The sequence below is a fragment of the Geminisphaera colitermitum TAV2 genome, from assembly GCF_000171235.2.
GTDB lineage: Bacteria > Verrucomicrobiota > Verrucomicrobiia > Opitutales > Opitutaceae > Geminisphaera > Geminisphaera colitermitum.
In genome coordinates this window covers 1-21,747 of the sequence record NZ_ABEA03000071.1, presented here as the reverse complement: position 1 = coordinate 21,747, position 21,747 = coordinate 1, and the positions used below count along the sequence as shown (strand labels likewise).

Sequence of the window (21,747 nt, the reverse complement as noted above, 5' to 3'; positions counted from 1 at the left end):
ACCCCCCCCGGGGCGGCCCCGTTTCTTGCCCCGGGGGGGGGGGGGGTTTTTTTTTTTTCCCCCCCGGGGGGGGGGCCCCCGGCGGGGGGGGGTTCCCTTTTGCCCCCCCCCCCGGGGGGGGGGGGGGGGGTTAAGCCCCCGTTTTCTTTTTTTTTAAAAGGAAAAACCAAAAAGCCCCGGAAGGGGGATCCCGGGGTGCCCCTTTTTCGGGGGGGGGGGGGCCCTTCCATTCCCCTCGGGGGCCCGGGTTTCCAAAATTCGGGGGGGGGGGGCCCCTTTTCCCTTTTCTTGTTAAGGCCCCCCCCCCCCTTCCACCTTTCCCCCCGGCCCCCTCCCGTTTTTTTCCCCCCGTTTTTTGGGGGGCTCAACCCGCCAATGCCCCGGTTCGCCCTTTTCGGGGGGGACAACCTTTCCGCTTTTGCCCCGGAATTTCCCGCCAGGGGGGTTTTTTTTTTGGCCCCTTGGGCCAAACCCATCCCCCCGGCGTTGGTTTTTCTCCCCTTTTTAGGGCCCCNCCAATAAACCCGGGGGGGGGGGGGGGGGGGGAGGATCGACGACGATATCGGTGCATTGCTTCGTTCGTCTGATTCCGCATTTCCGGATGATCCGCTCGTTCGTGCCGCCGCCGTTGTCGAACTCGTTCACCTCGCCACTCTGGTTCACGACGACATCATGGACGAGGCCGATGTCCGGCGAAATCGCCCGACCGCCGCGCGCAAATACGGTTCCGAGGCCGCCGTCCTGCTGGGCGACGCACTGCTCGCCCACGCCGTTTATCTCGCGTCCCAGTTTCCCACGACCGAGGTCTGCGCAGCCGTTTCCCAATCCACCCGCAAAGTGTGCGCTGGCGAGATTGTGCAAACCCTGCGGCGTGGCACCACCGACATCAGCCGCGCCGATTACGACCGCGTGATCGACTTGAAAACAGCCGAGCTTTTTCGCGTTTCCTGCCATCTTGGCGCCCGCCTTTCCGGCCATCCCGACTTTGCCCCCGCCGCCTCCACTTTTGGACGCCATCTCGGTATCGCGTATCAGATTTACGACGACCTCGCTGATTTTTTCGGCGAAGAAAACCGCATTGGCAAAACTCTCGGCACCGACCTTGCCAGCGGCAAAATCACGCTGCCGCTACTTTTTCTGTCCGAAAAACTCCCGTCGGATGAGCGCATGGTGCTCGATGCCGAGATCACGGGTCAGCGTTCGCCTGATCTGTCCGCCCGTCTTCGCCAGATGAAGGAGCACGGTATTTTTGAGCAGGTTGCCGCCGCGCTTGCTGTCGAGACCGCCGCCGCCCGGGCGGCGCTAACGCCTCACGCCGGATTGCCCGCGACTCCGCATTTGCTCGAACTCTGCGACGTGCTCCACGCGCAGGTCGCGGCGTTGCGGTGAAGGGGGGGGGGGGGAGGGGAAGTCGGATGAGTGAAATCCCGGCCGTTGTGCCGCAAAGGGCTTGCTTCCGTTATCAGGCTCTCGGCAAATGAGGCGCTTTCGCACGGAAACAGGCGAGGGCTCCCCGAACGTATGAAACTGTCGATTGTTATTCCCTGTTACAACGAGGCGAAAACCCTTCGCACGATCCTTGATCGCGTGCGGGCCGCGCCGGTAACGGACAAGGAGATCATCGTGGTGGACGATTGCTCATCGGATGGCAGCCGCGACCTCCTTCGCGGCGAATTGGGCGGCTTGGCAGACCGGGTGATTTTTCACGAAAAGAACCAAGGCAAAGGCGCGGCGTTGCGGAGTGGTTTCGCGGTGGCGACGGGCGACTTGGTGATCGTGCAGGATGCCGATCTCGAATACGATCCGAACGAATATCCGAAGCTGATAAAACCCATCGCCGACGGTGATGCCGACGTGGTTTTCGGTTCGCGCTTCATCGGTGCGGAACCTCATCGCGTGCTGTATTTTTGGCACATGGTGGGCAACCGCTTTCTGACCCTGCTCTCCAACATGTTCACCAACCTCAATCTTACGGACATGGAAACCTGCTATAAACTTTTTCGCCGCGAGATCATTCAAAAGATCAAGATAGAGGAAAACCGTTTCGGTTTTGAACCCGAGATCACTGCCAAGGTAGCGAAGCTGGACTGCGTGATCTACGAGGTGGGTATCGCGTACCGCGGACGCACCTATAAAGAAGGAAAAAAGATTGGATGGCGGGATGGAATGCGGGCCGTGTGGGCGATACTAAAATATAGTATCCGGAATACTATTGGGTAGCTTGCTTTTCCCAAGCGAAAGGTCGTAAATCCGGTTTGGTGTCGGAATGGACCATCAGCATCCAGAGATTTCGACCCTTAAAATAGTCGAATAAATCGGTGGGATTTGCCGAGTCATGCCATCTGGCCCATACAATTTGCTGATCAGTCGGGTTGGCTCCGTTGAATACATATTCAATGGAAGGAGGCACTCCATTATCATATTTAACCATGACCAGATGCTTCCCTTGGCTATGCTCTAGTAGATGTTTGATGATGCTCTTTTTGTATTCCAGATGCCGGGCAATATTCATGGGGATTTCGATCCCGGGGCCGCGATAAAATGAAACAAGAGCGAATGCGATCACGAGAAGCCATGTCAGTTGCCAGCAATCCCGATGCATACGATTGCGGATGGTCCATATCTTTCTCATCATCAGAATCCCAAATAAAAGGAGAACCGTGGAGAGGGGCGAGATGGAAGATAAATTGAAGGGGAGAATAATGAGTATGCCGGTGCATATGATAAGGGCATTAATGAGTAGTAGTTTTCCCCATTTACTGAGTCCGGTCCATGCTCCCCCTATAATGAGAACTAGGAGAGGGATTCCTCCGTAAAAAGCGACGCTTGCCTGAATCCGATCCAGCCATGCCTTTCCTTGCTTAGGGGGGGGGCGGGACATGATCTCATTCACAAGAACATCGTATTGTTCCATGTGGGGGAAATCGAATGTCGAAGGAAGCCGAGGTTGTTGCCATATGAAATAAGGATGGTTGGCGTATTTTTTAGAATATAAACTGACTGCGCTGGAAAGCATATCCCCCGTGGTAGCGTGATTGTGTACGCCTTGAATTGTCATTGCGGCTGCGACTAAGACCACGGCTGTCGCCAAATGGGTTTTGACGAAATTTTGTCTTTTCCACGTCGAGAACCATATCCACAGAGGAATTGGGGCGAATAATAAAGCGGCCACGGGATTGCATAAAAAAGCAAAGCCCAACCCGATAAATAACAACGCCGTATGCCGAGTGGTGGGCGTCGAGGCGTAACGGCGGACCGCACCCCACGCCAGCGCCACTCCAATCGCCGTGTTGATATCGCCACTAAACGATTGGCCCCAAGAGCATAAAAAAGTGTAACAGAGGGTCCCGAAAATGCTTCCCAAAATACACCATCGGAGCGACGCAAAGCCCGCTATTGCCCACGCAATACTCAGGGAAAAAATAGCGGAACCCAACCAAAGCCCATAAACCGGTTCACCCCAAAGGGTTCCTAAGGCTAGCAGCAATGATTCTCCTGGATGCAAGGCTGCCGCATAGGCTGGCGATTGCAGGGTCAGATGGGTTTGCAGAAAAAAGCTACCGGAGGAGGGAGGGGAGGAAAATTTGCCGGATGCCAAGGTTTCCGCCGCAAGAAGCCGCGCGTGGTCGAGCATGGAAATCGGCTCGGGCATCCCTTGAAATTGAGAGCCTATCCATGCGGCAATAAATCCAAAAATGCTGCACCCACCGAGAACCAGCCAGCGGAGTCGTTTCCGCGTTTGTATAAATGGAAGATCCGTCAGGATGTGGCGTAACGCCTTTATGTTTACTCTAAAAAGATCCATCTTATTTGCCGTTTATAAGTTTTCTATGGATAGTCCAAGACGAACACGCGCACCCCGCAGGAGTGACGCCTTGTCAAGCGGCCAATTTCGTTTGTCCATGTCGTTCGCAAGTTCCTTTAATGCTTGTTGTGCCAGTTGTGTGATTTGAGGGTCATCAAGGTCTATTAGTGGAGCCGTAACAGGCATCTTTTCCGAAGTCTTGGGGAAAGCTTGCGCATTGAGGGGCAATTTACGATACTTATAAACAAAAGCTGCCTCCCGGCTCATATCAGTGTTGGCGGGAGACAACAACAATGCTTCCAAAAAGTGTCTCATCCCACCATTCCAATCTTCGGCGTCAATTTTAGCTCTGGCCAATTCCTTGAGATATTTTATGGAGAATCGGTTTGTATCAAGGCAGCTTTCCAGCAAGGCAACCGCCTCTTGGTGCCTATTTTGATAACGCAATATCTCGGCCCCCACTTTTGCCTCATTGGTAGTGCTAATGGTAATTCGTCCAGATTTTTTCATGTTGAATTGAGATGCCTTGTATTCCTTTTCCCGCACCTTTTTTACATCCATCAGGTAAGTTACCAATTTTTCTGTTTCCCGCAACGCTTCCTCCGCCTGTTGCGTTTGCTCCTTCTTTATCAATAGATGGGTTTTGAGATAGAGTCCGTTGGCAAGCGTTTCCGTGGGAGTCACGCTGGCGTTGATCTGTGGCGATGGGGCTTGTGCAAGTTGATCACATGCGATTCTTGACAGCGCAATTCCTTCCTCGATTTTGGCAAGATTGTCCCTGTCGCGATAACAGATCAGTGCCCAACCTATTTTGGTTTTAAAACTATCGGGTGCAGTGGCCAGAGAGGATTTCCAAAACACATCGGGAGTCCGCCACTCGGAGGCCCTGAAGTTGCTAAGAAGGGCGAAGAGCAATAACATGACGTAGGAACCGCCAGTCATTATGTTTCTTAGCGGAAGCAACAATTTCCCGATACGGACATTTTGGGGGATGGAGTCCAACACTATCACTATGCACATCAATACTGGTAATATCAAGGGATAAAGCAATCGATCCGCCCGGATGGTACCGATAAGAATTAGAATGTTTGCCGTGGGCATGGCAATGATAAAACAGGCTCCGATTGTAAAGGACAGAGCGGGTTTTTTGCGAAACAGGATCAATCCTGTCGCCCCAAAAGCAACCGTTAGTGCTGCTCCGACAAAAACCGAAACATCATGGGAATCTTGGGGAGGAAACTTGGCTAGTTTGATCTGATCGTAACTATAATCCGCCGACAACGAAAGCGGAACGATGCAATCCACAAGATTTTCGCCAAGGAGTGAAAAAGCATTGAGCCGCGCGTCAACGAAGGTTGCACCTCGGAGCGGATTATCAACGACTGTTGTATCCGGCCCGGCTTTGACATCGACAAAATGGAACTTGGGGAGAATTGCCACCGCACTGATCAGCACCAAGGTGGCCGCAAAAATTGAGACATGTCTCCATGATATTTTTCGGGTCACCCAGAGTATTTTTATTTGGCCATGCCCAAGTGTCAATGAATACCAAATTAGAAGCGCGATGATCGAGATGGCATTCTCTTTTGACAAAACCCCGGCAATCCCAATCAGAAGTACAAGACCGAGTGCGGGCAACATTTTCCTTCGTCCCTGCAAAAGGTCCAAAAAGATGTGCATTATGCCGATGATGGACAGGTAAGCTAGGATGTCAGAAAGTCCCACAATATTGGGAATGATCTCGGTCGCATAAGGGTGGACGGCAAACAGGGCTGAAACCAAAAAGGCGGCATGCCGTCGGCATTCCATTTTTATTAATAGAAAATATGTTCCCGCACCAGCCGTGATATGCAACAACAGATTAATGAGCTGGTAGCCCGCCGGTTGCTTTGCAAAGCCCAAAACAGAATATTGTATATTAAAGAGAAAGGTTGTTAGCGGGCGATAAAGGCTTGAGGATGCGGATGGCCACCAATAATTTTCCACGAAAATATCCCGAAGTGACGTCGCGCTGAATAAGGCCAACCGGGTATCCTCGCCTATGATGAGACTGCTGTCAAAAACCAGCTCTGATCCGAAAATCCGGCTGAATGCGAAAATTGAAAGAATCGAGATGGATGTGATTATCCAAAAATCAGCCGCCCAATTGACTATTTCTCGGACAGCGGGAGGGGGGGGGCTATCAATATTTTTTCCGAACATGAGTTTCAGAGAGTATCATAAATTCGTATAAAAAGATGAAGAGTAAATCTCTTGATTTACAGGTCTTCCCGCTTAGAGACATTGCTTGAAAAGCAAAGACCCGCCTAACGGCGGGTCTTTTGGGGAGGCACTCTGTCTCGTTCGCTTTTAGTTGGCGGTATTGTGGGTGAACGTGGTCAGGGTGACAGCCCTTGGCAGAGTGTTAACGATATTTACACTCGTTGCGCCATTGGAACTCACGAGCGCACGGTCAGCGGTGGTATCCTTATACCAAGCAACATTACCACCGAGAAATACAATATGACCACCATCAGTACCCCAAGGGGACAAGTTAGTACCGGTTCCTTTTACCCATTTCCCATCGGTTCCAAGTTGACGGCTGAATGCGACCGGAATGGTAGAAGCATCGTCGGCACGCAGACCTTGAGTATACGCATAAGCTGTGTAGGTCGTGGCATTACTAAAAGTAGTGAGCACTGTCTTATTGGCATCCGAACTCATAATCGTTGATTGTGCCTCGCTAGTTGTACAGGAGCCAGCAAACCAAATTTGGGCATCATTCAGGCCACCTTGATAAGCCAGCTGATAAGCAACGCCTAAAATAGTTGTATCATCCGCTGCTCCAGAGGCAGTGGTTGCATTTTGTGTGCCAGGCAGCTTATCGCTATTATCCGTGGCGTAGATAAGCGATGCTTGGCCAATTTGACGGAGGTTGCTTGAGGCAACGGAGCGTTGGGCAGTCTGGCGGACTTTACCAACGGTCGGGATGATGATGGCGGCCAAAATGCCAATAATGGCAATAACCGTCAGCAATTCAATCAATGTGAAACCCTTGCGGGGGTGTTTGATGTATTTTGTCATAGGGGGAATGGTTGGGTGTGTAAACGTCAGTTCGCACCGTGCCCCTCGGATAGACGCATTTCAAGCAGAAAATTTGATGCTGAATTCTCATGAATTAAGAAGGAGAGGCCTCGCTTTTGTTATATACTGGCAAATACGCTGATACACATTAATGCGGTGATGGTTAATGGCTGTTTTGGGATGTAGTTTTGGCAGCGTTGATGGTGAGCGTGATGGAGGAAGGGAGTGTGAAAAGGTGGTTTGTAGTTGGATTTTGGTGACAATCTGATGTTGCGCGACGGAGGGGGGGGAATTGGAAGTGGCGTTCCTAGCGGGCGAGACGCCCGCGCTACGGGAAGCACATTGCGGGCGGGACGCCCGCTCCACACGTAGGGGCTTCGCTTGCGAAGCCGCGTATGCAGGACGTGGCCTCAAATGGCGTGCGCGGGCGTCGCAAGCGACGCCCCTATAGCGGGCGAGACGCCCGCGCCACGACGCTCCGCGTAACTTCAGTGGCAATGCAGAACGAAGAGGGGGGCGGGCGGACTTCAAGAAAACGGCGTTTCCAATCGGGACGCCTGCGCCGCATGGAGGCAGGCTTGATGGACTACGAAAGGGGCTTACGGTAATCGCATGGTAAGGACTCAAATCACAAGTAAGGGGCAAACCACTGTGCCAGGATTTATCCGCAAATTGTGGAAAACACGCGAGGTGGTTTGGAAATACTCTCCCTCCGATGGCGTTGCCCATGTGAGACCGACCCCTGACATTGCATCGCTGTTTGGTGCCGCCGCCAGTTCTATCCCGCGTGACGCCAATGAAAAAAAGAAGGCTCGTGAGGCTTGGGGACAATGAAAACCTGGCTCTTGGACGCCAATGGCATCCTCCGTTTTTTGCGCAACGATGACGCTGTCCAGTCACCGCAATCCAAAAAGTTGCTGGAAAGAGCAAATGCCGGGGAGGTGCGGTTACTGATCTCGGTGCTGACGGTGGCGGAGGTTTTTTATGCCCTGCGAGCCTCTTACAAGATGACAAGGCCTGCAGCGGCGCAGGTGTTGATGAGGTTTGTGCTGACCGGGGTGGCGGAGGTAGAGAGGGAGGATGTTTTGCTTGATGCGCTGCAGCGGGTGGTCTCAGCCAATGTCGATTTGGGTGACGCCGTGCTGGCTGTGGAGGCGGTTCGGCATGGGGAGGGTGTAGCCAGTTTTGACAAGGATTTCAGTCGGTTTACTGACGTGAAACGTTATCCTTGGTAACTGATGTTAAGCAGGAGTCGCAGAGAGCGGCGGCATCCTGTCGGCGGACGAGGTGCAAGGTGCCTCGTCACGTCCAATCCACGGAGCGGGCGGGACGCCCGCGCCATAGCGTAGCGCAGGCATCCTGCCTGCAAGTCAGTCTATTGCGCGAAGCGCCGCCTTCCCAAATAACAGAATCAGCAAGAAGCAGAAGAGAACACCGCGCTTCGCGCAACCTATGGATTGCAGGCGAGACGCCTGCGCTACGGGAAGCACATTGCGGGCGGGACGCCCGCTCCACACGTAGGGGCTTCGCTTGCGAAGCCGCGTATGCAGGAGACGACCTCAAATGGCGTGCGCGGGCGTCGCAAGCGACGCCCCTACAGCGGGCGAGACGCCCGCGCCACTTCCGAACCGGCGGCAGGATGACACCGTTGCTCCGCGTGAGACAAAATAAACCGAAAATGCTCTAAAACAACTCAGGTTGTTCGTAACGGGCGCGCGCTTCGGCTAAGGTGGATTTCATTTCCATCTGTTCTAGCCAGCGGTACAAGGCGCCGATTTCGGGTGCGGCAATCGGGGCGTTGCCAGCAGGGGGGGGGGGGGGAGCAGGCTGAGATTGAGCGTGGTGAGGCGACGATTGCGACGCAGGGCGTCGGCTTGGGCGGCGAGGGGGTCACGAAAGCGTTCAGGCTTCACCTCGCCGGCGTGCGCGAGCAGGTTGTCCAGCGTGCCGAATTCGATGAGCCATTTGGCGGCGGTCTTGGGGCCGACGCCCGCAAGGCCGGGAATGTTGTCCGAGGTGTCACCGACGATGGCGAGGTAGTCGGCGATCTGCGCGGGCGGGACTCCGAATTTTTCCAGAACGCCGGCTGTGTCGCGTCGCCGCCAGCCGAGCTTGGGGTTGGCGGTCGGCGGGGGGAGTAGCAGGGTTATGCGGTCGTTGACGATTTGCGCGAAGTCTTTGTCCGAACTCACCACGAGAACGTTGTCGCCAGCGGCGGCAAGGGTCACGGCTTGGGCGGCCAGGAGGTCGTCGCTTTCCACGCCGTGTTGCTCGATGGCGGTGATGCCTAGCAGGCGCGTGAGGTCTTTGATGAGTGGCAACTGGCGCACGAGGGCTTCGGGCATTTCGGCGCGTTGGGCTTTGTATTCAGGCAGGAGGGCGAGGCGGTCTTGCGAGCCGCCGAGGTCAAAAAATACGCGGACTCCGTTGGGGCGTTCCTGGTCAATGAGGCGCCAGAGGGATTTTACCCAGCCGTGCAGGGCGTTGGTGGGGAATCCGTCGGATCGGGTGAGTTCGGGGATCGCGAAGAAACAGCGGTAAGCGAGGTTGAATCCGTCAATGAGGAGCCATTTTGCCATTGGTCGAGAGAGGCGAGGGTTGCGGTGTTGTGCAAGTCTGCGGCTAGGGTTTCCAAGCAGTGGGTTGCGGAAGGGGCGGGCCGTTGAAACGGCCCGTCAAAGCGGCGATGAATCGCCGCACTCCATGGTTTGTGGGAGACTTGGGTCATGAGTGCCGAGTTGGGGCTCGGCGTTCCCAGCGGGCGGGACGCCCGCGCCACTTTTCAGGCACGTAACATCAGTTACAAAAAAAAACGCCATCCGTTTTGGTGGATGGCGTTCTGGTAGTTGTGTTCCGGGTTTAGGCGGCTTTGGCAGTGCGTTTTTTGGACGCATCATACTTCGCCTTCAGCTGGAGGTTGGAGACGTGGATGGTGCCTTCGCGTTCAACGATTTTGCCGGGTTTGCCTTGTTCGCGGCTTTTCTCGTGGCGCTTGATCATGGCCAGGCCTTCAACGCGGGCGCGGTCTTTGTCAGCGACGATTTCGAGGATTTTGCCGGATTTGCCTTTGTTGGCTCCGGAGAGGACGACGATTTCATCGCCGCGTTTTACGTGGAATTTTTTTACGGTAGCCATGTTAGAGTACCTCCGGGGCGAGTGAGATGATCTTCATGAAGTTTTTGGCGCGGAGTTCGCGGGCAACGGGGCCGAAGATGCGGGTGCCCTTCGGGTTGCCGTCTGCGCCAATGATGACGATGGCGTTGCTGTCAAAGCGCAGGTAGCTGCCGTCCGCACGGCGGACGGGGGCTTTGGTGCGAACGACTACGGCTTTGACGACTTCGCCTTTTTTCACGGAAGCGTCGGTGGAGCTTTCCTTGATGTTGACGGTGATAATGTCGCCGACGCCGGCGGTGTCGGTCATCTGGCCGGTTTTACGGATGTAGGATGCACGACGTGCGCCGGTGTTGTCGGCGACTTCGAGGATGGATCGGAGTTGGATCATGACAGATCTCTGGTGAATCAGTGTTGCGGTTGGAGGTTTCAGCCTTTGGTGGCAGCGAGGCTGGCGGCGACGTCGGCTTCGCTGACAGCAATGCCGTCGGCGGTTTTGGCGGCTTCAACGATGCGGATGGTGCGCCAGCGTTTGAGGCGGCTGAGGGGGCGCGTCTCCATGATCTCGACCTTGTCGCCGACTTTGGTCTCGTTTTTTTCGTCGTGAACGTGCACGACGGTTTTGCGATTGATGACCTTGCGGTATTGTGGGTGCGGGACCTTGTAGGGGACGGTGACCTTGATGGACTTGTCGCCAGAGCGACTGGTGACAGTGCCGATGAGGGTTTTGCGCGAGTTGCGCTCGGGGGCGGTTGTCGTGGTGGACATGTGTTGGTGTGTGTTGCGCTTGGCAGACCTCAGGCGGCGGCAGCGGTGGTGGCTTTGGTTGTTTTCTCGGTGCGGATCGTCTCGAGGCGGGCGATGTCCTTGCGGAGTGCGTGGAGTTGATGCGTCTTCTCGACTTGGCCGGTCTGCTTGCGCAGGCGCAGTTGGAGGAGTTCGGCGCGGGTGTCGCGGATCTTGGTGTCGATCTCGGCGGTGGAAAGTTCGCGGATTTCTTTGGATTTCATAGCGGTGTGTTCTCCTCTGCTTGGAGGTTTATTGCACGGCTCCTTCGCGAACGATGAAGCGGCAGCGGAAGGGCAGCTTGGCATCGGCGAGGCGGAAGGCCTCTTTGGCGATGGTGGCAGGGACGCCGGCGAGTTCGAAGAGGACGGCGCCGGGCTTGATTTGGGCAACGTAGTATTCGACGCCGCCTTTGCCGGAGCCCATTCGGACTTCTGCTGGTTTTTTGGTGATGGGTTTGTGCGGGAAAACGCGGATCCAGAGTTTTCCTTTGCGCTTGAGGTGACGGGATATCGTCACGCGGGCGGCTTCAATCTGGCGGCCTGTCATGGGGCCGCGTGAGAGGGATTGGAGGGCGAAATCGCCAAAGGCGATTGTGTTGCCGCGCTTGGCATTGCCTTTGCGCGTGCCCTTCTGGACTTTGCGGTATTTGGTGCGGGAGGGTGCGAGAGCCATGGTGGGTGTCTCCTTTTTAAGTTGTTTGCTTTAGTGGTGGAGTACCCGGCTTAGGCGGCACCGTTGGTTTCGTCTTTTTTGCAGATCCAGCATTTGACGCCGATTTTGCCGTAGACGGTTTGGGCTTCGGAGAAGCCGTAGTCGATGTTCTCGCGGAGGGTGTGCAGGGGCACACGGCCTTTGCGTTGCCATTCGCGGCGGGCGATGTCGGAGCCGCCGAGGCGTCCGGAGCATTGGATTCGGATGCCTTCGGCTCCGAGGGTCATGGCGATTTCGACGGCCTTTTTCATGGCGCGGCGGAAGGCGATGCGGCGTTCGAGCTGGAGGGCTACGTTTTCGGCAACGAGTTGGGCTTCGATTTCAGGTTTTTTGACTTCCTGAATGTCGAGGAGGATTTCGCGGCCGGTGAGCTTGGCGATCTCTTCCTTGATTTTTTCGATTTCCTGGCCTTTGCGTCCGATTACGATACCGGGGCGGGCAGTGAAGATTTTGACGCGGACGCGGTTGGAGGCGCGTTCGATGAAGATGCGGGGCACGGAGGCTTGTTTCAGCTTCTCCATGAGTTTGCCACGGATGATTTGGTCTTCGTGGAGGAGTTTGGCGAAGTCTTTCTTGGTCGCATACCAGCGGGACTGCCAGTTGCGGCGGACGGCGAGACGGAAGCCGACAGGATTGGTTTTTTGGCCCATGGTCTTGGTAAGTTAGTTGTTGTCGCCGTCGGTGAGAACGATGCGGATGTGGGACATTCTCTTTTTGCGGGGTTTTGCGGTGCCGCGTGCGCCGGCTTTGAAGCGCTTGAGGACGGAGCCTTGTTCAACGATGGAGTATTTGACGGTAAGGTTGTCGGCGGCGACAGGTGTCTTGTCGTGGTTCTCGGCGTTGGCGATGGCGCTTTTGAGCGTCTTGTTGATCAGTTGCGCGGATTTGCGCGGGATGATGGTGAGGAGGTCAACGGCGTCGAGCGCCGGGCGTCCTGTGATGGTGTTGGCCACTTCGCGCACCTTTTTGGGTGACATGCGTGCGTGGCGGGTGATGGCTTGGAATTCCATTGTGTGGATGGGTGGATTCCCTTCCGTCCGTCCCCGCTGGTGAGGGGGGGGGGGGGGGGAGGGCGACAGTGGAACGGGTTCCTTGCGGAGGGGGCGTTCTCTGCCCTTTGGGTTGTTGTCTGATGCGGTGCTAACGGATGGTTTTTACGGAGGCGGTGTCACCTGGTTGGATGGACTGGCCGTTCTCCAAATTGAGGATGAGGGCGGCGGTGGCTTTGGGTCGGAGGTCAACGAGGAGGATTTCCCCGATGAGGGTGCCGGATCGGGTGATCTGGCAGACCATGCCTTGACGGAGTCCGGCCTCGTATCCTGCACCCAAGACGACGATGTCGGCGGCTTGGGCGGTGTGGATGTTGAGGACGGTGGTGGCGCTGATGGATCGGGTGGTGGTGAAGCTGATTGCCTGGAGGTTTGCCGTGGTGGCGGTGAGTCCGAGGCAGAGAGCGGCAGTCAACCGAAGGTGTGTCATGAGCGCGCGCCGTCGTTGTTTGCCGGTGTTTAGATTTCCTTGCGAGTCATGCCGCCGTGCGCCTTGAAGACGCGGGTGGGGGCAAATTCGCCGAGTTTGTGGCCTACCATGTTGTCGGTGACGTAAACGGAGACGAATGCCTTGCCGTTATGCACGTTGAGGGTGTGGCCGATGAAGTCTGGCGTAATCGTCGAGCGACGGGACCAGGTTTGGATGGGTTTCTTGGCGCCGGATTTGGTGGCCTTCTCGATTTTTTCGAGAAGGTGGTAATCGACGAAGAATCCTTTTTTGATGGAACGAGCCATGTGCGGGTGTCGTTAAAGGTGTTTACTTCTTGTTGCGGGGTTTGCGTCCGTTGTGGCGCACGATGATGAGGCTGTTCGAGGGTTTCGAACGGCGGCGTGTCGGGAAGCCCTTGGCGAGCTGGCCCCACGGGGAGACGAGATGTTGGCGTCCGCCACCACCTTTGGATTTGCCTTGGCCACCGCCGTTGGGGTGGTCAACCGGGTTCATCACCATACCGCGAACGCGTGGGCGTTTGCCGAGCCAGCGGTTGCGGCCGGCTTTGCCGAGTTTGCGGTTCATGTGTTCTCCGTTGCCGACTTCACCGATGGTGGCGCGGCATTTGGGGTTCACGAGGCGGATTTCGCCGGAGGGCATTTTGAGCTGGGCGTAGCCGTTTTCGACGGCGACGAGCTCGATGGAGGTGCCGGCGGTGCGTCCGAGTTGGGCGCCTTTGCCGGGGACGAGTTCCACGCAGTGAAGTTTGGTGGAGGGGGGGATGATCGAGAGCGGGTAGTTGTTGCCCGTGACGTAATCATTGAGGGTCGCCTTGTTCGAGGTGACGATCTTGGCGCCGACTTTCAGGCCCAGGGGGGCGATGATGTAGCGTTTGTCGCCGTTCTCGTATTTGAGGAGGGCGAGGTGCGCGGTGCGGTTGGGATCGTATTCGAGGGCGATGACTTCGGCGGGGACGTCGATGAGGTCGCGTCGGAAGTCAATGATGCGGTAGAGCTTTTTGTGTCCACCACCGCGGCGGCGCGAAGTGATGCGTCCGTAAACGTTACGGCCGCCGGTCTTCGGCTTGGGCAGGGTGAGTGCGCGTTCGGGGCGTTTTTTGGTGAGGCCTTCGGCGCGGTTCAGCTGGGTGAAGCGCAGGGAGGGCGTGAGCGGGCGATAAGCGTGGATTGCCATTGTGGAGTTCTCCTTTGTTGGCGGTTAGATGAGCTCAATCTTGTCGCCGGCTTTGAGGGTCACGATCGCCTTCTTGTAGTCAGAGGTGCGACCGGGACGGCCAACGCGGCTGCGTTTGGCTTTTCCAGCGGTGTTGATGACGTTGACGCGGGTGACGGAGACCTTGAAGGCTTGTTCCACCGCAGCGGCGATGGCGTGTTTGCCAGCGGCGCGATCAACTTGGAAGGTGTATTGGCCGAGCTCGGCCGAGAGCAGGTTGGACTTCTCGGTGAGGCGGACCATCTTGAGGACTTGGTCGGCTTTCATTAGTTGTTACCTCCGTTGACGCGGGCGATGATCTTTTCGAGGGCTTGGGTGCTCACGATGATCTGCTTGTATTGGGCGAGATCGACGACGTTGAGGTTGGCGGCTTCTTGAAGGGAGACGCGCTCAATGTTGCGGGCGGCACGGGCGGCCTCGGCGGAGAAGGTGGCGTCAACGATCAGGGTGCGGCCTTTGGGGGCGATGCGTCCGATGATTTCGTTGATGGCTTTGGTTTTGGCTTGAGCAACTTGCCAGGCGTCGATGGCGAGGATTTCGCCAGCGGAGGCGCGTTCGAAGAGAGCGCGGCTGAAGGCGAGGGCTTTGACCTTGGCGTTGACTTTTTTGGAGAAGTCACGGGGACGGGGGCCGAAGACGACGCCACCGCCGACCCAGAGGGGGGAGCGGGTGGAGCCGGCGCGGGCGCGTCCGGTACCTTTTTGACGCCAGGGCTTTTTGCCACCGCCACGGACTTCGCCGCGGGTTTTGGTGGAGCGGGTGCCTTGACGTTGGTTGGCGCGAATGGCGACGATGGTTTCCTTGAGGGCTTGCATGCCCTTTTCGGCGTTGTCGCCTTCGAAGGTGGGCAGACCGGCGAATTCTTGTTCGCGGGAAGTCGTGCCGTCGGAGCTAAATACTTTGAGCTTCATAGGTTCTCCTTTAGGCTTGTTTGGGTTGACCCTTGATGGCGGTGCGGACGATTACGTCGTCACCGTTGGCGCCGGGGATGGCCCCTTTGACAAGGAGGAGGTTTTTGTCGGCCAGAATTTTCACGATGGTGAGGTTCTGGACGGTGCGTTGCTGGCTGCCCATGTGGCCGGGCATCTTCTGGTTTTTCCAAGAGCGGCCGGGTGTCTGGCGCATGCCGATGGAGCCGATGCGGCGGTGGAACATGGAGCCGTGCGAAGCGGGACCGCCAGCGACACGGAAGCGGCGGACGACGCCTTGGAAGCCTTTGCCTTTGGTGATGCCGATAACATCGACGATCTGGCCTTCTTTGAAGGCGGCAACGGTGACGACGTCACCGGCTTTGAGCGTGGGGGCTTCGTTGAGGCGGACCTCGCCGAGAACGCGAGGAGTGTTTTCGAGCCCGGCCTTGGCGGCGTGGGCCTGTTCGGCCTTGGGCGTATTCTTGGCCTTTTTGACCGAGAAACCGAGTTGGACGGCGTTGTAGCCGTCGGTTTCGGTGGTTTTGACTTGGACGACCGGGCAGGGCCCGGCTTCGACCACGGTGACGGGGACCAGGACGTTTTGGGCGTCATAGACCTGCGTCATTCCGATCTTTTTGCCTAGGAGCGTTGAGATCATGGGCTAAGCGGTAGGTGGATGGTTGGATCCGTTTAAGTTGCCTACATTAGAGGTTCCGGCGGATGAGGCCCGCCGGAGGGCCGCTAAACTGTGGAAAAAAACGTGTGTTGTTTCGATAAAAGTCAGAAGTGCGGTGAGGCGACTCAGACGTTGATGGTGATGTCCACACCGGAGGGGAGGTTGAGCTTTTTGAGCTCATCGACCGTCTGCGCGGTGGGTTCAATGATGTCGATGAGGCGCTTGTGAGTGCGCGTCTCAAACTGCTCCATGGATTTTTTATCCACGTGCGGGGAGCGGTTGACAGAGAGTTTGTCAATGCGGACGGGCAAGGGAACGGGACCCGAAACACGGGCTCCGGAGCGCTTTGCCGTTTCGACGATCTCCGAGGCGGACTGGTCGATCACGCGATAGTCGAAACCTTGGAGTTTGATGCGAATGCGTTGGCCTTTCATGGGCTTGGAAAAGAACGGTTGAAAGAACGGGTGGGTTAGCTGCGAGCGGGAGCCCGGCTGGAGGACTCGACGATCTTGGCAAGGAGGTTCGCCGGCACTTGTTCGAAGTGGGACGGTGTGATGGAGGCGCTGGCGCGTCCCTTGGAGAGGGAGCGGATGTCAGTGACGTAGCCGAAGAGGAGCTCAAGGGGAACGTGAGCGGTGACGATGGCGGCACCGTTTTTGTTCTCAATGCCTTGGATGGAACCACGGCGACGGTTGATGTCGCCCATGAGGTCGCCCTGATACTCTTCGGGAGTGGTGAGTTCGACGCCCATGATGGGTTCGAGCAGGATGGGCTTGGCGTTCTTCATCGCTTCCTTGAAGGCGAAGATGCCGGCCATCTTGAAGGCGATTTCGGACGAGTCCACCGGGTGGAAGGAGCCGTCAACGATGCGCACCTTGACGTCCACGACCGGGTAGCCGGCAACGACGCCATTGTTGGTGCCTTCGAGGATGCCTTCGGTGGTGGGCTTGATGAATTCCTTGGGAATGACGCCGCCAACGATCTCGTTGATGACTTCGACGCCCTTGCCTTTTTCGTTGGGTTCGATCTTGACCACGGCGTGACCGTATTGGCCTTTGCCACCGGTCTGACGGATGAACTTGCCTTCGCCATCGGCGTTGCCGAGGACGGTCTCACGGTAGGCGATCTGAGGTTTGCCGGAGGTGGCTTCGACTTTGAATTCGCGCTTGAGGCGGTCGAGAATGATTTCGAGGTGAAGCTCGCCCATGCCGGAGAGAATGGTTTGTCCGGTGTCTTGGTCGGTCTTGACCTTGAGGGTGGGATCTTCGGCAACGAGGCGTTGGAGTCCGGTCGAGAGTTTTTCCTGGTCGGCTTTCGAATTGGGTTCGACCGACATGGAGATAACGGGCTCGGGGAAGGACGGCGGCTCAAGGCGGATGTCGAGGTCTTCGTCGCAGAAGGTGTCACCAGTGATGACGTCTTTGACGCCGACGACGGCGCAGATGTCACCAGAGTAGGCGACATCAATTTCCTCGCGGTCCATGGCGCGCATGAGAACGAGGCGTGAGCAACGTTCGCTGCGGCGGGTGCGGGGATTGTAAACGGCGGTGCCTTTGAGGAGCTTGCCGGTGTAAACGCGGAAGAACACGAGCTTGCCGACAAAGGGGTCGGTCCAGAGCTTGAAGGCGAGACCAGCGAGCTTGGCGTTGTCGTCGGCGGCGACGAACACTTCCTTGCCGTCGCTATCGACGCCACCCATGGGGGGAAGGTCGAGCGGGCTGGGCAGGTAGTTAACAACGCAATCGAGGAGGCGCTGGATGCCTTTTTTCTTGAAGGCGGAACCAGGGACAACACCGGTAAACTTGAGCGAGATGGTGGCTTTGCGGACGGCGGGGATGAGCTCTTCGGCAGAGATTTCGCCACCTTCGAGGTATTTTTCAGCGAGGGCGTCGTCGAAATCGGAAACGGCTTCGATCAACTGGTCGCGGTACATCTTAACGTCATCCACCATGTCGGCGGGGATCGGGTGCTTGATGGGTTCAAGGTCAAGATCCTGCGAGTCGGTGAAGATGTAAGCGTAGCTCTGAACGAGGTCGATCACGCCGGAGAAGTTTTCTTCCTTGCCGATCGGGATGTAGAGGGGGTGAGCGTTGGCCTTGAGCTTCTCGCGCATTTCGGAAACGGCGCGGAAGAAGTCGGCTCCGGTGCGGTCCATCTTGTTGATGAAGGCAACGCGGGGAACGCCGTATTTGTTGGCCTGACGCCAGACGGTTTCGGATTGGGGCTGCACGCCGGCAACGGCGCAGAACACGGCAACGGCACCATCGAGAACACGCATGGAGCGTTCGACCTCGGCGGTGAAGTCAACGTGGCCGGGAGTGTCGATGATGTTGATGCGCTGCTTGATGCCTTTCCACGGACCGTAGGAGGCGAACCAGGCGCAGGAAATGGCGGAGGCGGTGATGGTGATGCCACGTTCGCGCTCTTGTTCCATCCAGTCGGTGACTGCTGTGCCTTCGTGCACTTCGCCCATCTTGTGGACGGAGCCGGTGTAGAAAAGGATGCGCTCGGAGGTGGTCGTCTTGCCGGCGTCGATGTGCGCGGCGATACCAATGTTGCGGGTCCATTCGAGCGGGAATGGACGATCCTTGGAGTTGGCGGCAGAAATCTTGGATTTCTCCGTGACAATCGTGATTTCGGGTTGTGTGGCTGCGTGAAAAGACATGTGAGTCGGGCGTTCCTGAGGTTACCAGCGGAGGTGGGCGAAGGCGCGATTGGCCTGGGCCATCTTGTGCGTGTCTTCCTTCTTTTTCACGACGCCGCCTGTGTTGTTGTAGGCATCGACGATTTCAGCAGCGAGAGCCTCTTTCATGGGGATGCCTTTGCGGGCGGAGGCAGCAGCGACGATCCAGCGAAGAGCAAGGCTCTCCTGACGCTCATAGGAAATTTCGACCGGGACTTGATAGGTGGCACCACCGACACGGCGGCTCTTCACTTCAAGGCGGGGACGGGCGTTTTCCATCGCGCCGATGAGCAGATCCACGGGATCACCCTTTTCGAGCTTGGCGGAAACTTTTTCAAACGCGCCGTAAACGATGCGCTCGGCGAGGTTCTTTTTGCCGTCTTGCATAACGACGGTGACGAGGTGGGCAACGAGCGTGCTGTTATAGCGAATATCGGGCTCGGTGTGGCGCTTGGTTGCTCTGTGGCGGCGTGACATGGCGTGTTAAAGATCGGTTCAGGTTAAATGGACGGAGGGGGGGGGGGGGGGGGGAGGCTTACTTCTTATCCTTCTTCGGGCGTTTGACGCCGTATTTGGAGCGGGAGCGGCGACGTTTCTCAACACCAGTGGCGTCGAGGGTGCCGCGGACGATGTGATAACGCACACCGGGCAAGTCCTTCACACGGCCACCGCGGACCAGCACGATGGAGTGTTCTTGAAGGTTGTGGCCTTCGTCCGGGATGTAGGAGATGACTTCGCTGCCGTTGGTGAGACGAACTTTGGCAACCTTGCGGATGGCGGAGTTAGGCTTCTTGGGGGTGCGGGTCATGACCTGCACGCACACGCCGCGGCGGAAAGGATTGCCGTCCAAGGCGGGAGACTTGGATTTCACGCGAATTTGGCGGCGGCCTTTGCGCACGAGTTGGTTGATGGTTGGCATAGCGAGTTGGTGGCTGTGAAAAGTGGAAAAAGGCGCGGAAACTACTCCGCCGTATTGGCACGGCAAGAACTTTTTCGCGCGGAATGACGAAATTCGGAAAACGCCCATGAACACCGCGACGACAACGGAGGCTACTGGCCGTTGCCGGGAGCACGCATGGTGGCGTGTGAAAGGTCGATCACTACGGGCTGGACCGAAACGCACAAGTCGAAACAGTGAAAAGGGAAGAAAAGTGTGGAGAAAACTTCAGCCGCGCGCTTGGTGTTACACCATGCGCATGATTCCGACCCTCCCCCTCAGCGACGGCACCAGCATCCCCCAACTCGGACTCGGCGTCTGGCAAATGCCAGACGATGGTGCCGGAGTCCCCATTCAGGCCGCCTTCAACGCAGGTTACCGCGCAATCGACACCGCCCCCATCTATGGCAACGAGGAGGGCGTTGGCCGCGCCATTCGTGCCTCGGGCCTGCCTCGCAAGGAACTCTACATCACAACCAAAGTATGGAACAGCGCCCAAGGGTATGACTCCACTCTCCGCGCGGTGCGCGAGAGCCTTGGCCGCCTGCAACTCGAATACGTCGATCTCTATCTCATCCACTGGCCGGTACCTAAAATCGACCGTTATGTGGACACTTGGAAAGCGCTTGCCAAGATCAAGGCTGATGGTCTGGCGCGCTCCATCGGTGTTTCCAATTTCACTCCCGTCTATCTCCAGCGTCTGTTCGATGAGACTGGCATCGTCCCCGTGGTTAACCAGGTGGAACTGCATCCGCGTCTTCAGCAACACGAGTTGCGTGCGTTTCATGCGAAACATCGCATTGTCACCGAAGCGTGGAGTCCGCTGGGCCAGGGCACGCTGCTCGCCGATCCTGTGCTCGCGGGCATCGCACAAAAACACGGCAGGAGCGCGGCGCAGGTCATCATCCGCTGGCACATCCAGCAAGGCCTCGTGGTGATCCCCAAGTCGGTGACGCCGTCGCGCATTGCGGAAAACGCCAACGTGTTCGACTTCACTCTCGACGCTGAAGACATGGCCGCCATCGCGTCGCTCGACGCGGGCGAAGCCGGTCGCATCGGCTCGCATCCGGACAAGATGGCGATGGGGGTGTGAGCGGCGGCCAGCCTTATCTATGGCCGCACCACCAGCCGCACGCGGCGGGCGCGGTCGAAGCGGCGGCGGGCGAAGTCGCGTAGTGTATCCTTCGATACGGTGTCGATCTTGCGGTCGTAGTCCTCAAAACGCTCCGGCGGCAGGCCAAACAATAGATTGATGCCATGTTGCATCGCCTGCGATGCGTTGGTTTGCAGCGACATTCGCCGTCCCGCCTTCAGTCGCGTACGGCAACGCTCAAGCTCCTCGTCGCCAATGTCGCCCGCCTGCACGCGCGCCACCTCGGCATCGAACTCGGCCAGCACGTCCGCCTCCTTGCCCGGCGCCGTGCCGGCGTAGAATCCAAACAGCCCCGCCTCCACGCCCACCACGCGGCTCGCGCGTACGAAATACGCCAGGCCTTTCTCCTCGCGCACGCGCTCAAACAGGCGCGACGACATGCCGCTGAACAATTCGTCGGCCACGTCGCTCGCCGCATAATCGTCGTCTGTGAGGGCGGGTCCGGCGAACGCATCAAAAACCACCGCCTGCTCGCGCGGCTGTTTCTCGATAAACTCACCCGGTTGCGCGGGTGAGACAAAGCGCGAGGGACGCACCGGCGCGGAGCCGCGCGGCAGTTTGCCGAGCAGGGTTTCGAGCCGGGGGCCGAGCCGGGCCGGATCAAAATCGCCGGCGGCCACGAGCACGGTGTTCTTGCCGGTGCGCAGGCGCTGCCAGAGCTTGCGTACATCGGCGGGGGAGGCGGCGCGCAAATGGGCGGCGTCGCCGTTGGCGTCGATGGCGAGCGGATAGTCGCCAAAAAAATGGCGGCGCAGGAGCTTGCGGCCAACCGTCACCACGTCGTCGGCATCTTGTTGCAAGTCGGCGAGCTTGGCGTCGCGTTCGATCTCAAAGGTGCCGCGCGCGAACGTGGGTTGATAGATCGCATCCGCCAGCAGGCCGAGCGCGCGGGTCGTGTCGGACGGAAGGACTTCGACGGCGAGGCCGAAGCAGTTGTTTCCAGAAAATGGATACAGCGCGCCGCCGACTTCCTCGATGGCGCGGGCCACGGCGGCCGCGTCGCGTTTTGCGGTGTCACGCGTGAGGAGGGTGGCGAGCAGGTTGGTGAGGCCGCGGCGGTCGGCGGGTTCGTGCAGAGGGCCGCCTTCGCAGATGAGGCGCAGGTGGAGATTGGGCAGACGGCGGTTGGGCAGCAGGAGCAGGCGCGCGCCGTTGGACAGCGTCACGGGCTCCGGCAGGGCGGGCGCGGCGCGGGT

Annotated in this window: 26 protein-coding genes; 4 read left to right on the top strand and 22 right to left on the bottom strand. The window is 57.6% G+C overall.

Features of this window, described 5'->3' with window-relative positions; all coding sequences use genetic code 11:
* Positions 1-570: 570 nt before the first annotated feature.
* Complete coding sequence (locus OBACDRAFT_RS07610; protein ID WP_232766801.1) at positions 571-1,389, top strand: polyprenyl synthetase family protein; 819 nt, start codon at positions 571-573, stop codon at positions 1,387-1,389.
* Between the two features lie 132 nt (positions 1,390-1,521).
* Positions 1,522-2,220, top strand: a complete 699-nt coding sequence (locus tag OBACDRAFT_RS07605) for a glycosyltransferase family 2 protein (protein ID WP_043584364.1) — start codon at positions 1,522-1,524, stop codon at positions 2,218-2,220.
* On the opposite strand, the gene OBACDRAFT_RS07600 is transcribed toward OBACDRAFT_RS07605, so the two are convergent.
* The 3 genes from OBACDRAFT_RS07600 to OBACDRAFT_RS25110 form a co-directional block, all read right to left on the bottom strand.
* On the bottom strand, positions 2,210-3,634 hold the full coding sequence (locus OBACDRAFT_RS07600; RefSeq protein ID WP_125068312.1) for a hypothetical protein: 1,425 nt from the start codon (positions 3,632-3,634) through the stop codon (positions 2,210-2,212). The genes OBACDRAFT_RS07605 and OBACDRAFT_RS07600 overlap by 11 nt on opposite strands.
* A gap of 183 nt (positions 3,635-3,817) precedes the next feature.
* The gene (locus OBACDRAFT_RS07595; RefSeq protein ID WP_043584360.1) at positions 3,818-6,007 is read right to left on the bottom strand and encodes a tetratricopeptide repeat protein; all 2,190 of its coding nucleotides are present in this window, start codon (positions 6,005-6,007) and stop codon (positions 3,818-3,820) included.
* A 147-nt stretch (positions 6,008-6,154) separates the two neighbouring features.
* Positions 6,155-6,868 (bottom strand): type II secretion system protein, encoded by a 714-nt coding sequence (locus tag OBACDRAFT_RS25110; protein WP_052361423.1) that lies wholly within the window; start codon positions 6,866-6,868, stop codon positions 6,155-6,157.
* Positions 6,869-7,698: 830 nt separating this feature from the next.
* On the opposite strand from OBACDRAFT_RS25110, the gene OBACDRAFT_RS25105 reads away from it, so the two are divergent.
* Positions 7,699-8,103 (top strand): type II toxin-antitoxin system VapC family toxin, encoded by a 405-nt coding sequence (locus OBACDRAFT_RS25105; protein WP_052361421.1) that lies wholly within the window; start codon positions 7,699-7,701, stop codon positions 8,101-8,103.
* A gap of 516 nt (positions 8,104-8,619) precedes the next feature.
* Here OBACDRAFT_RS25105 and OBACDRAFT_RS07580 read toward each other — a convergent pair.
* From OBACDRAFT_RS07580 to rpsL, 18 genes are all read right to left on the bottom strand, one after another.
* Complete coding sequence (locus tag OBACDRAFT_RS07580; RefSeq protein WP_232766799.1) at positions 8,620-9,447, bottom strand: 5'-3' exonuclease; 828 nt, start codon at positions 9,445-9,447, stop codon at positions 8,620-8,622.
* Between the two features lie 280 nt (positions 9,448-9,727).
* A complete protein-coding gene (gene rplX, locus OBACDRAFT_RS07575; RefSeq protein ID WP_043584358.1) occupies positions 9,728-10,003 on the bottom strand; it encodes a 50S ribosomal protein L24 in 276 nt (91 codons plus the stop codon).
* A 1-nt stretch (position 10,004) separates the two neighbouring features.
* Positions 10,005-10,370, bottom strand: a complete 366-nt coding sequence (gene rplN / locus OBACDRAFT_RS07570; protein ID WP_043584356.1) for a 50S ribosomal protein L14 — start codon at positions 10,368-10,370, stop codon at positions 10,005-10,007.
* Between the two features lie 38 nt (positions 10,371-10,408).
* Complete coding sequence (rpsQ, locus tag OBACDRAFT_RS07565; RefSeq protein ID WP_043584354.1) at positions 10,409-10,747, bottom strand: 30S ribosomal protein S17; 339 nt, start codon at positions 10,745-10,747, stop codon at positions 10,409-10,411.
* A 29-nt stretch (positions 10,748-10,776) separates the two neighbouring features.
* Entirely contained in the window at positions 10,777-10,989 is a 213-nt protein-coding gene (gene rpmC / locus OBACDRAFT_RS07560; RefSeq protein WP_043584353.1) for a 50S ribosomal protein L29, read from the bottom strand.
* A 28-nt stretch (positions 10,990-11,017) separates the two neighbouring features.
* Positions 11,018-11,440 (bottom strand): 50S ribosomal protein L16, encoded by a 423-nt coding sequence (gene rplP / locus OBACDRAFT_RS07555; RefSeq protein WP_007359190.1) that lies wholly within the window; start codon positions 11,438-11,440, stop codon positions 11,018-11,020.
* Between the two features lie 50 nt (positions 11,441-11,490).
* Positions 11,491-12,129 carry a 30S ribosomal protein S3 gene (rpsC, locus tag OBACDRAFT_RS07550; protein ID WP_043584352.1) on the bottom strand — a complete coding sequence of 213 codons (639 nt, stop codon included), beginning with the start codon at positions 12,127-12,129 and terminating at the stop codon, positions 11,491-11,493.
* A gap of 12 nt (positions 12,130-12,141) precedes the next feature.
* On the bottom strand, positions 12,142-12,489 hold the full coding sequence (rplV, locus tag OBACDRAFT_RS07545) for a 50S ribosomal protein L22 (protein ID WP_043584348.1): 348 nt from the start codon (positions 12,487-12,489) through the stop codon (positions 12,142-12,144).
* Between the two features lie 130 nt (positions 12,490-12,619).
* Positions 12,620-12,958, bottom strand: coding sequence for a hypothetical protein (locus OBACDRAFT_RS07540; RefSeq protein WP_043584341.1), 339 nt, complete (start codon positions 12,956-12,958; stop codon positions 12,620-12,622).
* A 29-nt stretch (positions 12,959-12,987) separates the two neighbouring features.
* Positions 12,988-13,263, bottom strand: coding sequence for a 30S ribosomal protein S19 (gene rpsS, locus OBACDRAFT_RS07535; protein WP_043584340.1), 276 nt, complete (start codon positions 13,261-13,263; stop codon positions 12,988-12,990).
* Positions 13,264-13,285: 22 nt separating this feature from the next.
* Complete coding sequence (rplB, locus tag OBACDRAFT_RS07530) at positions 13,286-14,152, bottom strand: 50S ribosomal protein L2 (protein ID WP_043584339.1); 867 nt, start codon at positions 14,150-14,152, stop codon at positions 13,286-13,288.
* A gap of 24 nt (positions 14,153-14,176) precedes the next feature.
* Complete coding sequence (gene rplW, locus OBACDRAFT_RS07525) at positions 14,177-14,458, bottom strand: 50S ribosomal protein L23 (protein ID WP_043584336.1); 282 nt, start codon at positions 14,456-14,458, stop codon at positions 14,177-14,179.
* On the bottom strand, positions 14,458-15,102 hold the full coding sequence (gene rplD / locus OBACDRAFT_RS07520; RefSeq protein WP_043584334.1) for a 50S ribosomal protein L4: 645 nt from the start codon (positions 15,100-15,102) through the stop codon (positions 14,458-14,460). Before rplD ends, rplW begins: the two co-directional genes overlap by 1 nt.
* A 10-nt stretch (positions 15,103-15,112) precedes the next feature.
* Positions 15,113-15,760, bottom strand: a complete 648-nt coding sequence (gene rplC / locus OBACDRAFT_RS07515) for a 50S ribosomal protein L3 (RefSeq protein WP_043584332.1) — start codon at positions 15,758-15,760, stop codon at positions 15,113-15,115.
* Between the two features lie 143 nt (positions 15,761-15,903).
* The gene (rpsJ, locus tag OBACDRAFT_RS07510; protein WP_043584329.1) at positions 15,904-16,212 is read right to left on the bottom strand and encodes a 30S ribosomal protein S10; all 309 of its coding nucleotides are present in this window, start codon (positions 16,210-16,212) and stop codon (positions 15,904-15,906) included.
* A gap of 35 nt (positions 16,213-16,247) precedes the next feature.
* Entirely contained in the window at positions 16,248-18,443 is a 2,196-nt protein-coding gene (fusA, locus tag OBACDRAFT_RS07505; RefSeq protein ID WP_043584327.1) for an elongation factor G, read from the bottom strand.
* 21 nt (positions 18,444-18,464) lie between these two features.
* Positions 18,465-18,938, bottom strand: a complete 474-nt coding sequence (gene rpsG / locus OBACDRAFT_RS07500) for a 30S ribosomal protein S7 (RefSeq protein WP_043584325.1) — start codon at positions 18,936-18,938, stop codon at positions 18,465-18,467.
* A gap of 58 nt (positions 18,939-18,996) precedes the next feature.
* Positions 18,997-19,380, bottom strand: coding sequence for a 30S ribosomal protein S12 (rpsL, locus tag OBACDRAFT_RS07495; RefSeq protein ID WP_043584323.1), 384 nt, complete (start codon positions 19,378-19,380; stop codon positions 18,997-18,999).
* 271 nt (positions 19,381-19,651) lie between these two features.
* On the opposite strand from rpsL, the gene OBACDRAFT_RS07490 reads away from it, so the two are divergent.
* On the top strand, positions 19,652-20,491 hold the full coding sequence (locus tag OBACDRAFT_RS07490) for an aldo/keto reductase (protein ID WP_043584320.1): 840 nt from the start codon (positions 19,652-19,654) through the stop codon (positions 20,489-20,491).
* A gap of 17 nt (positions 20,492-20,508) precedes the next feature.
* On the opposite strand, the gene OBACDRAFT_RS07485 is transcribed toward OBACDRAFT_RS07490, so the two are convergent.
* Positions 20,509-21,747: M16 family metallopeptidase (locus OBACDRAFT_RS07485; protein WP_043584313.1), on the bottom strand; the 1,239-nt coding region annotated here is incomplete at its 5' end.